General features: G+C 37.0%; 6 protein-coding genes. All 6 read right to left on the bottom strand.

Features of this window, described 5'->3' with window-relative positions:
• Nucleotide 1: 1 nt before the first annotated feature.
• The gene (locus tag ACFFU9_RS08655; RefSeq protein ID WP_379861004.1) at nucleotides 2-1,255 is read right to left on the bottom strand and encodes a glycoside hydrolase family 17 protein; all 1,254 of its coding nucleotides are present in this window, start codon (nucleotides 1,253-1,255) and stop codon (nucleotides 2-4) included.
• A 19-nt stretch (nucleotides 1,256-1,274) separates the two neighbouring features.
• Nucleotides 1,275-3,023, bottom strand: coding sequence for a T9SS type A sorting domain-containing protein (locus ACFFU9_RS08660; protein WP_379861005.1), 1,749 nt, complete (start codon nucleotides 3,021-3,023; stop codon nucleotides 1,275-1,277).
• A 3-nt stretch (nucleotides 3,024-3,026) separates the two neighbouring features.
• The gene (locus ACFFU9_RS08665; RefSeq protein WP_379861006.1) at nucleotides 3,027-6,485 is read right to left on the bottom strand and encodes a 1,3-beta-D-glucan phosphorylase, GH149 family; all 3,459 of its coding nucleotides are present in this window, start codon (nucleotides 6,483-6,485) and stop codon (nucleotides 3,027-3,029) included.
• A gap of 206 nt (nucleotides 6,486-6,691) precedes the next feature.
• Nucleotides 6,692-8,362 (bottom strand): family 16 glycosylhydrolase, encoded by a 1,671-nt coding sequence (locus ACFFU9_RS08670; RefSeq protein WP_379861007.1) that lies wholly within the window; start codon nucleotides 8,360-8,362, stop codon nucleotides 6,692-6,694.
• A gap of 25 nt (nucleotides 8,363-8,387) precedes the next feature.
• Nucleotides 8,388-10,430: a carbohydrate binding domain-containing protein gene (locus ACFFU9_RS08675; RefSeq protein WP_379861008.1), complete on the bottom strand. Its 2,043-nt coding sequence runs from the start codon at nucleotides 10,428-10,430 to the stop codon at nucleotides 8,388-8,390.
• A 12-nt stretch (nucleotides 10,431-10,442) separates the two neighbouring features.
• On the bottom strand, nucleotides 10,443-11,915 hold the full coding sequence (locus tag ACFFU9_RS08680) for a RagB/SusD family nutrient uptake outer membrane protein (RefSeq protein WP_379861009.1): 1,473 nt from the start codon (nucleotides 11,913-11,915) through the stop codon (nucleotides 10,443-10,445).
• Nucleotides 11,916-11,920: the final 5 nt, after the last annotated feature.

Raw genomic sequence — 11,920 nt, forward strand, 5'->3', positions numbered from 1 at the left:
ATTATTTTACTAAATCTGAAGTTACTGTAGGTATTAAAACCGTTTCCATAAGCGCTTGTTTGTCTCCATTAAACGTCTTTTTAATTTCTTTTCCGTTTCTGGTTAAGCCTTTAAAAACCCCTTGATCCACCAGGTTCCATAATGAATATTTGGCTTCTCCTTTTAAATTAATTAATCCAAAATGGTTTTCGGATCCCAAAGGGTTTTTGGCGTCCTTCCATTGCTCATCAAAAGCTTCAAAATAAAAACACGACATCCCTTTAGCATTCGTCCAATCGCGCATGTGTTTATAATACATGGCTTGTTTATATTCGTCTGTTGCTCGTGATCCCTTCTTACCGTATAGCCCATTAGAAACACTTGCCCAACCAGTTTCTCCAATATGAATTGGTTTTTTTATATTTAAATGCCTCATATAATTATAAACACTATCATATTGCGAAATGGCATAGGCTTTAGCCCGCAGCATAGCTGCATCAACTATTTCAATTTCAGATAAGTCATTTTCAGGCACATCCCAAAATAAAGGGTTATAATGCGTGTCGTGCATGGGGTATGTATGCATGGAAATAAAATCTACCGCTTTAATAAGCGCATTTAAATCTTCTGTATGATACACGGTTTCGCCACCGCCCCAAGACGCAAAATTATCGGAACTCGTAACCCATAAGTCTTTGGGAAGCTTTCCAGTAGCCTTTAAGCCTTGTAAATGATTTACCCATTTTAAAATAACATGAGGTTGTACGTAGTAACTGGTCGCCCATTTTACCATGGCTTCATTCCCTACAGCAATCATTTTCACGATATCGGGATATTGATTCGCTAAGGAGATAGCCGTTTCTATTTCAATAGCATTTCTATCACTCTCAGCATCATGATTAGGTTTCTTGTTTTCCGAATTAAAAGCGTTTTCACAGTCAATCCACGCACCTAACATAACATACATCTCAAAGTTAGCGTCCGTTTTTTTTAATTGACTAATGGCTTTTAACAGATTTGACGTTTGAGCCAAATGCACGTTATAAGTTCGCAACACCTTTATGTTCATGGCAGAAAGAATTTTCATATCCTCCTTCAATTCTGCAATTGTAGGCTGCACTTCTCGTGATGTTTGACGATAACCTCCATAAGAAATAGCCAGGTATTTTGGATTTCCCAAAATATCTGCGGCAGTAATGTTTACTACCTCCTTGGGTTTGTTGTCACAGTTAAACACCAACACAAAAGCAAAAAAATAGAGGATTGTTTTTTTCATACCCATTATAAACTTATCGTTAGTTTTTAATCAGTTTTGATATCTGAACGCCTTTATCCGTTTTAACATGAATAAAATAAACTCCAGTTTTTAAACCTGAACTGTCCACGTTTACTTCATGAGATGTTTTGGATAAGACTAAGACCTGCTGTCCTAAAATATCATATACTTGAATAGATTGAATCGTTTCTTTTTTTGTTTTGATAGTCCAAACATCATGAGTTGGGTTAGGAAATATGCTTATATCTGTGGTTTGAAAATCATGAATACCTAAAGCCAACCCATCTTCCCAATAAATATCGTCTAGAGCGAATTCGGCGGAAGCCCCACTTTCTTCTAAAATCACAAATTCATAGTTCAACATTCTTAAATCTATAAATTGACCTCGAATATCGACAACCGGAATAGTGGCTTGTCCCCATTGACCATCTCTGGTTAAGCCATATACCGTTTGATTGGCCGGAAAACTAACATAGTTCTCGTTTCCCCAAGCATCGATAATTCCAATTTTAAAACTTACATGTGCCGGAATTTTTATTTTGAACTTAAGATTGCCCGCTCCAAAATTTAAAAGATTAACAGGTTGTTCAGACATGATTCCTGCACCAAACCAGCCTTTTCCAGTTGTGGTCCAAGAAATTCCGTTAGCGCCTTCGTAAGGGGCAATAGTACCATCTGACAATGTAGACTCCCAAACATAGACTTCCGCATCCTCTCCTAGCACTAACGCGTCCTGTGTAGGGGTTTCATCGGTATATATTCCAAAAACCCCATTTTTTTCTACTGGAGGTCCCATGTGGATTTCTCCTTGCCCATTCCACTCCATTACTTTAATATAGTCTATAACCATATCGGCTGGTAGTGCCATCGATACTGCGGCGCCACTACCAGGATCGCCAAGGTTGTAAGCATCTGTAAACGCACCACCTATAGCAAGGTTTGCTATTAAGTAAAAGGGTTTTCGAAAGGCATCCGATTCACTGCTAATTGTAAAAGGCTCTGTGTAAAGATCATGCTCTACGCCCTCGTCAATAACCGTAAACCTTAAACTGTTTTCATCCCAATACGTTCTATAAACAATAAATCTATCGGTAAGAGGTACATCATGATTGTAATAAGGCCTGCAATATAAATCTTCTGGATCCCATGCCGTACTGGCAGCCCCTGAAAGGTTTCCTGGAGCTATAGCATCTTCTGAATAAAAAATAGCATTAGCCCCTACAACTTGGTTCACTGTAGAATTATTTAAACCGTTCCCACCATTATGTGTATCATGCAAATCTCGAAATGCTTGATCATGTCCCATTTCCATCATATCAATTTCTCCTTTATTTGGCCATGGATGATTTGAAGTTCCTAATAGCCAAACTGCTGGCCATCCTCCTAAATTCAAGTTTGGTATTTTTACTCGAGCTTCAATAACACCATATTTAACAGAAACTTTTGATTTTGACTCAATTTTTCCAGACGTGTATTGTAACGCGTTGCCCCATTGATCGGTAATACCTGGCCCCGATTCCTGTTTCGCAGTAATACGAACGCCATTATTGCCTGGTTCTCCTGGAATAGCATCTATAATAACGTTTTCTTCCTTATAAAACTCCAGTTCGCCATTACCCCAACCCCAGGCGCCATTACCTGTAACTTTAGTCCAATTGTCAAGGGTATTAAAGTTTTCTTCCCAAATAACATTCCCTATCTGACTGTGGGAATAGTTACTAAATAGTACTACAATAACAATAACCGATATGTGTTTTAGTGTATTCATGTTTTAGTGTTTTATTGAAACTATTATTTTGTTAATCAAACCATTTCTTTCAAATATGGCTTTTGAAGTGTCTAAATCGAGGCTCATTTCGTTAAAATCAATCAGTCTATCATCATTAAAAAAGACGCGTATCCCTTCATTTTTAGAACGTTTATAAAGTATAGGAACCTGGCAATAGGTAAAGCACAACGTATCTTTTTCAAGTGTAATTTCTTGTGTTTCTTTATGGATATTTGTAAACTCGAAAGTTGCTGGCGCTTGTAAAAACTCTTTCGATTGTAATACGTGGGGATTAAATTGTATTCTTCCTTCCTTAACAAAAACACCTAATTCTCCAAATCGACTTAATATATCTTCTTTAACCTGTCCGGTCATGCCTGGTTGTTGAGCACCTTTTGTTGCTGGGGTATGCGAATAGGGATCCGTTGGAAAAGCACCATATAGTTCTGGTGATTTATGCACACCGATACCGGCGTTAATTTCGTAATAATGGTCTAAAAGTTTACCAATAACAGTATCACTTTCGTTGGTATTGATGGCCAATAAACAGTTTTCTTGGACGGCTAATACCAATTTAGAAACCATGTGCCAATAGATAGAACCTAAGCCTTCGTATCCAAAAAAGGTACCAGATCGTCCTGTAAAAGACTTATGATCAAAAATATCTTCAAAGACCTGTAATACAAACGCTTTATCGCTTTCAACCTCTTCTCTATAAGTTTCATTTAAGGCCTTTAAAGCCTTTTTTAAACTATTTGCGTTATTAAAATTGCTGTTGAAATGATAATCACCTAAAACATCCTGTTCGATAATTTGTCGATTTCCATCTGCTACCAAAGCTTTTAATAAGTTAGATTGCGCTACTTTTTCTGAAGGGATCGTGTTCTTTTTATCAAATCGCGCTAGCGTTTTATTAGGGTAGAGTATATAACTGTATTGGTCTTCCCGAAACAGGGCACTATTTTTTAAACCATCCAACACATCTAATGCCTGAGCAGCAGAAAGGTAGCCAGAACTCAATACCGCCACTTGGCCTTCTAACATTTCAGACAAATGCGATATAGAAATTTCTCGATCATTTTCTGTCGTCATCAAGTTATACGCATGATACATATTATCCGTACGTTTATTGGCCCTTATCGTGTGTTGCACATATGCCTTTGTAATGTGAATAAACTCTAAAATAGTAGTTTTATCAATGCTCGTTTTATGACTAGAAAATCCATTTTCATAAATCGTAGTCCTGTATTTACTGCCCGCTAAGCCTAAACCATCTAAAACTGTTTTTCTATCTTTATTTGAAACGCTTCCAGAGAGTATATGTGAATTACTTTGAAGTGTAGTCACTACTTCACTAAAAAACAGGGCTAATTCTGAAGACAGTTCAAAGCCTTTTATTTCAGATTTAGAAATTACGTTTTCGAAGAAGTTCAAAAAGCGATTTAAGTAATATAGTGTTACCATGGATACGCCATTACCCACCAAAGCGTTGTTGGCATCATTCCATTCTGGGCGCTGTGTGTTTAACCAAATACCACCTTCGGGAATAAAATTAGAGACTTTAGCCAAAACAGTAGCCAATAGTTTTTCAATAAGATTTACTTTATAAATAAAGAAATTTTCGTCTCTAAGTAATGCACCATCTGCCCCTAACTCTTCTTTTTTTAGTTGGATTTTCGCATTTAAATCATGATCAAAATCTATAGTGTCCTTTGGGTTAACCAGTATATCCTCATAGCTTTTTATTTTATAAGGCACATTGGCGTATACAAAAACAGTTTCTAAAAACCGCTTTTCCAACTGTCTAGGATAATGATCTTCTATAAATTCTAAGAATTTTAACAGGTAAATAATTTGATGATCTCCCCAATACCCAATATAAGACCATGGGTCGTTTTCTTCAATAATCTCCCAATCAAAACCTCCTTTTGTAACACGGTACGGGTTGTAGCCTTCAAATGTAGTTGCATTTAAAAACTTGTATATCATCCCTTCGATATATTCGGGATAGGCGTGCGCTAAGGCCTCCCAATTTTGAAATATATCCCGCCAGTTCCCTTCATAATCCAATATTTTAGACCCATCTATTTCACTTTGTGTATTAATAGAAAATTTGTTCCATGGCCTACTAGGGTCTCCATGTCTTCTACTAAATTTAAGAGGTAAGTATTCCAAGCAAAGTCTTTTAAAGTTTTTGTCTTCATCTTGCTCGGCCATAACCTTAATATCCTTTAAGGCAAATAATACAGGTAAAGCGTTTAATAGCGCTTCCTTTTTCTTATACACCTTTTTGTTGGCATGGGCTATATAAGCTATAAAATCTTTCTTTTCGATAGTATAACCATCGTCAAAAATACCACCTCGCATAATATTAAATAGCGTATTTGCAAAATGTCTGGTGTTTATTAATGGATCTTCTGTGAGTTGAAGACCATCTGATGCGCCTGTTAATGCAATTAGTTTATTAGTTCCTGCATCGATGTCTTTCTGGATTAAAGCAACAATATTTTGCTCCTTTTTTAGAATTTGTGAAATGGCAACAATATCTGAAATGGATTGATTCACATTGGCAGCAAACATCCAATTTGCTTCGGCTTGTGCTTGCAATGCCATCGTAGATGAAATAAAATAAGCTCCTTTTTCAGCCTTTACATCTAATTCTTCGTGAATCTCCTGTTTTTTCCTAAACCTGTTTAACTGTAAAGAAGACAATAAATGCACTGGATTGTCCATACCCACAGACCATACTACATTTGCCTTTAAAGCTTCGCTAGGTTCTGCTTTATCTACAATTACAGCACTTAATGCATATATCCCTAACCCTACTTCGGTTTGTAATTCGCTCTTTTTATATGCATCAACCAAATTGCTTCGGCTATTTTGTAGCTCTGAAGTAACACCAGAAGGTAGAATATTCTGTAAACCATCTAAAACAGTTAGGGTAATAGCTTTTCCAGAGTTGTTTATAATCGTGGCACTTTTTACAAAACCAAATTGATTACTAGAACTCCATTGATATCTAAATGTAAGTTTTAAATCTTTATTGATCTCTTCAAAAACGACCTTGTTCCCGTACTTGTTTTTATATAAGTTTCTGGTGGTTCTGTACACCCCTGTTTGTCTTTCAGAAAAAGGCTCCCAGATATAGGATTCGTCTTTAATATGAACTTGAATGATTGTTTTGCTTCCCGTGGTATCTGCCAATTCAGTAATTTTATCGTCGGTATAATATGGAAACAAAGACGATTCTGCATTTTTTCTACCGGCTGTTAATCCCCCATTACTAGAGATAAACATCCAATGGTTAGAGTCGCTTACAATACTCATAAAAAATGGACGCAGGTTATCGCTATTAGAAATCTTATAATATGTTTCGCCATTAAGGCTTACTAATGTTTTGTCCATCTTATCCGTATTTGAAGCTGTTGATTTTTCAGATTCTATAATCGTGGTATTTTTCATTACACTTATTTTTATAGGAAAAAGCTTAAAAATTTTGATAATAAGCTCCTTAAACACTTAATATAAATAACTTATTTACAGTTACTTAAGTTAAATATTAGTATTTTAATTAAAAAGTATTCTATTAAAGTGGTTCCTTTTTATAGCGATTAAAAAGGCCAGTGTTTTTTATATTTTACTCCTGACCTTTTTATTACGCCTTTACATTATTGATAGACTCTTATGTAATCTATTTCCATGGTATCTTGGGTAAATGCTGGGTCAATATTCCCCCCTAAACTTCCGCCCATGGCAACATTTAATATTAAAAAGAAATTTTTATCGTAAAATGGTAAATTGGCATTATTATCCATCGTTACTACAGGGATATTGTCTACTAGAACAATCAGCTTTTCTGCAGACCATTCTAGGCTATAGAGATGAAACTCTGTAGTCATGTTATTAACCGCTAAGGTTTCACCATAACTCGCATTTGCGTTAGTACCAGAGTCAAACCAATGAAAGGTACCTAGCGAGGTGTTTTTGTCGCCACCTGTTTGCTCCATAATATCTATTTCTCCACATTTAGGCCATCCTACGGTATCAAAGTTTGATCCAAGCATCCAAATAGCAGGCCATGTACCGGCTGTACTTGGTAGTTTTGCTTTAGCTTCTATACGTCCATATTTAAACGCTTGTAAGCCTTGGGACTTTAAGCGTGTTGATGTGTAAGTACTACCCTCTTTTTTAACCATGATTTTAAGCACCCCGTCTTCAACAATAACATTATTGGCATCACTAGTATAGGTTTGAACTTCTTGGTTTCCCCAACCACCTGCACCTAAATCATAAGTCCAATTAGCAGCATTTGGAGCCCCGTTAGAATCAAATTCATCAGACCATACTAAGTCGTTAAATTCCGATTCAAAAACAGCTTCACCTTCAACAGGTTTACTAGACGTAAAAACTTGGTACCAAGCACCAAACCCAGGTTGAATAATTCTTACATGCAAAGTGTTTTCGCTAACCGAAATGATATCATACGTACTCGCTCCAACAAACCACCCCATAAAACCACCTTCAGAAATTTCGAAAGCTGTTCCTCTATATGGTTTATCGTTATAAGACCCTTCTACAGCAGCTTTTGATGATGATGGTAAAAAAGAAATATTTTTAACACCAAACATGTTTGTTGCTACAGTTTCATCATGACAAGTGTCTCCAGAAACACCGATAATATCGGCGTAAGCACCTGGGACAAATGCAGGACCTTGAGTCTGTTCAAACGTTAAGCCATCTTCAGTACGGGTAAAAACAAACGCATTAGTATACATACAATATTTTTCGTCATCCCAAGGTTTTATTCCATTCCACCATGCTTCATAGGCAAATTCACCATTTCCATAATCATCTTCCACGGGCCCTAAACCAACATGGAGCGGACTATTTGCTGCCCAATACCAGGTTTTAGAATCGCCAATCAGTTCACCAGCCATTAAATTTCCTGCTTCAATATCTGAAAAGGAACTAAAAACTTCTACGTCCATAGAAGTACTAGATACCGCGCCTCCTGTACCTACTGCATTAACCACTACAGTATACGTATTCACACCTGTAAGGGTAAACCTGTGCGTTGTTATTCCAGAGGGAGCAACGCCTGTTTTCCCATCGCCAAAATTAAAGTTATAGGTTATTTCATTATTTGCTGTAGCAGTAAATTTTACAAATCCACTACCATCTCCAAAAGGATTATCTGCGTCTAATCCTACTACTTCTGCACTTATGGTAACACCTGTTGGAACCATAATATCTCCTAGTGTTGCATCATCTTCCTGACATGCTGTAAACAGAAATGCCAAAGCAAGAAGAAGTGCTATATTAAATTTTAAGTTTTTCATATGTCTTCGTTTAGTTTTTGAATCTTTAGTTTTGCGCAATATCATCTACATAAATCGTGTAGTTGGCAGAAGCATCGCCTTCTGTTCCATTATCCATAATCATAATGAGATTATAAAAATCTACAGCTGTATCTACACCTGAAAAATTGAAACTTAAGGTTTCCCATTGATTTGCAACCGTTGTGGTGACAACAACCTCAGCTGTTTCTGTAGCATTTGGCCATGGCACAGAGTCTTCAAATTTCATAAGTAAATCCAGTCCTGCTCTTGGCGACCATACTTTAGCAGTAATGGTAGTTCCAGCCGTAAAATCAAATGCTGTAGGCACTGTAAGTTTTGATCCCGCCCAAATTTGTCCAGCACCCTTAATTAACTGTAATACATTTTTAGACGGATTGCCAACGGGATGCGGATTTGAAATTACAGAAGTACCCCCACCATCAAAACCATCCAAAATATATTCGGGTTCAAAGACTAACATAGGTTCTGACGCAATATCATCGACATAAATGGTGTAATTAGCAGAAGCATCACCCTGTATACCATTATCCATAATTAAAACCATATTATAAAAATCGACAGCCATATCCACTCCAGAAAAATCAAAGCTTAAGGTTTCCCATTGATTTGCTACGCTAGTGGTTGCAGTAATTTCGGCTGTAGACGTTACATTAGGCCATGGTGTTGCATCTTCAAATTTCATCAACAGGTTTAAACCCACTCTTGGAGACCATACTTTTGCGGTAACCGTTGTACCATTAGCAAAAGAGAATGGTGAGTCTATTGTAATTTTAGAACCTGCCCAAGGCTGTCCTGCACCCTTAATCATTTGTAATACGTATGACGAGAGGTTTCCTGTAGACTCTGGGTTGGCAATAACAGCTGTACCACCACCATCAAAACCATCCAGTAAAAAACCACCTTCAAAAGTAAGCGGTAAAGTACCTGTACTGCTTCCTGTGGACGATTTATAAAAATAAAGGTTGTCCAAAAACAGCGTACCGCTGCCAGAGGGTATTCCTTCAAGTTTAAATTGAATGATATTTGAAAAATCTACCAATGGGTTTTGATCGGTGAAAAATGACAGTGGAATGTCAAACGAATTCCATTTATTGGCAACCAACTCTAAATCATAAGCTGTTTCATTAGGACCAGCGCTAATAGGTGATAGTTTTGCATCAAAATCAGCATCTGCAGTCCAAATATCAACGTGTAAAAATTCCATTGCTGAAGCATCAATAGGCGCTGATGAAAAATCAATACCTTGATACGTAATGTCCCCGTATTGAATCATATTATTCCCATCTACCGCAATTTGCGTATACGTTGTAGTCTGTCCCCAATTTGGATAAAAATCAATAGGATCAGGACTTGTATATGAATCACTATAAATAGAAATAACATCAGATTGTGCTCTAAAAGGAACCGGTGCCGCTTTTAAGGGTTGTAAAATGGCTGTAACTTCAAACGTTTCTGAATACTCTACGCTCGCTGCGGCTGCACTCATGGCAACCACTCTAATGGTATAATTTCCTGCTTCTTGATATTGATACGAAACTGTTTCGTTAACATTCAAGGGTAAAGGATCTGTTTTTCCGGGTTCTCCAAAATATACCTCAAAAAAAGTAGCAAAATCTGCAGTTGCCGAAACATTTACTTGTTTAGAAATTGCCGCATCGTTCTCCATAGTAACTTCTAAGTTTTCAGGAGCTTTAAAGGATACCACTATGTTTTGAGTAGCTTCAGTAGTTAAGCCATTTAAACTTACAGCTGTAATTGTAGCATCGTAAACCCCTTCGGCGTATATGTGTTTTGCACCATTTCCAGGAACAAGGCCTTCTAGTTTATCAGAGCCATCGCCAAAACTAATATTGTAGCTCACAGCGCCTTCTGCTAGTGGTGTTATGGTAACCATACCCGTATTGTCTTGAGTGATGCGTACTGATGCAGTAACATTTGTAGGCGCTTTTATAGCCGCTACATAATCGATATTATCGTCTTCTGAGCAACTCCATGTTATTAGAGCAACAAGACATAAGCTGAATGCATATTTTATATAGTTCATCATAGTATCGTTATATTAATAATTTGGATTTTGTTCCCAGTTTCCATTCGAAAACTGGATTTCTTCAACAGGAATAGGAAACACCTCGTTTTTACCAGTAGTAAAGCCTTCAATTTCTAAACCTCTACCGGTTCTCACTAAATCGAAAAACCGATGGCCTTCACCAACAAGTTCTACACGTCTTTCGTTTGCAATAGCATCTGTAAGCACCGCTCCTGTAGACGTTATGTCGTTTGGTGCTCCAAAAGCTCTTGCTCGAACTCTATTTAAGTATTGTTGTGCTTTAGTGTCGCTAATGTCGCCTCGGTTATACGCTTCGGCCGCCATTAATAACACGTCTGCAAAACGAATGGCTCTGTAATTATTAGGATTTGTAAGGTTTTGATCGCCTGTATTTAAATCCCCTTGTCTAGCTATGTATTTTCTATTATAATATCCTGTATGTTCGTTACCTTCGGCATAAGTTACATTATGTGCGGTTGCCCACGCTTCAATGTCTAAAATCGCAACATCTTTACGTAAATCGCCAATTTCAAAAGCATCTACCACTTCTTTCGTGGGAACGTTAAAACTAAATCCAGAATCGAAAAAAGGGCCAGAATAGTTTCTAATTCCGTTAAATCCAACCGCTATATTACCTTCACTACATTGTAAACAATCGAAACTAGCACCTTTCGCATCAGAGTATTGTATTTCAAAAACAGATTCTATACCATTTTCACCAGCCTTTTCAAAAATCATATCATAATCACTTACCAGATCGTAAGGTCCATTAGCGATTAGGTTGTCCAGAACATTTGCTGCTTCAGAAAATTTATTTTGATATAAATATGCTTTTCCTAAAAGCGCTTGCGCAGATCCTTTAGTAGCTCTTCCCACTTGAGGTGCTGCATAGTTTAGATTCGTTATGGCATAGTTTAGATCGGCTTCAATTAAGGCATACACATCTGCTACAGGAGCTCTTGGAATAGACGTTTCATCACCTAAAACAAATCGTGTTTCTTTTAAAGGCACCGGGCCAAACCATTTTACCAATTCAAAATAGTAATAGGCTCTTAAAAATCGGGCCTCACCCAAAATAATTTCTTTCCCTTCAAAATCTGTTTTATCCTGAAATTCTAAGATAAAATTAGTTCTGTTAACACCCGCGTACATCCATTCCCATAACTTCCTTAATTCGGAGTTTACAGGGGTATGAATCATTTTATCAATCTGTTGCCAGCTTACCACATCGGTAGCACTTTCACCCCCAGCGACCGTATTATCTGAGGCTATTTCACCCATTATCACATTTAAATAACTCGCTTGCAATAAATCATACGCTCCTATTAATGCGTTATAATAATCGGTTTCAGAGTTAAAATAACTTTCAGAATCGATACTATATCGATCCACTTCTTCTAAATAATCGTCGCTACAAGAATAAAGGGCAAATACGAATAAACATGCCAATAGACTTGTTGATATTTTGTTTTTATAATTTTTCATATCGC

Origin of the sequence: Mariniflexile ostreae (assembly GCF_042427585.1) — a bacterium.
GTDB lineage: Bacteria > Bacteroidota > Bacteroidia > Flavobacteriales > Flavobacteriaceae > Pseudalgibacter > Pseudalgibacter ostreae.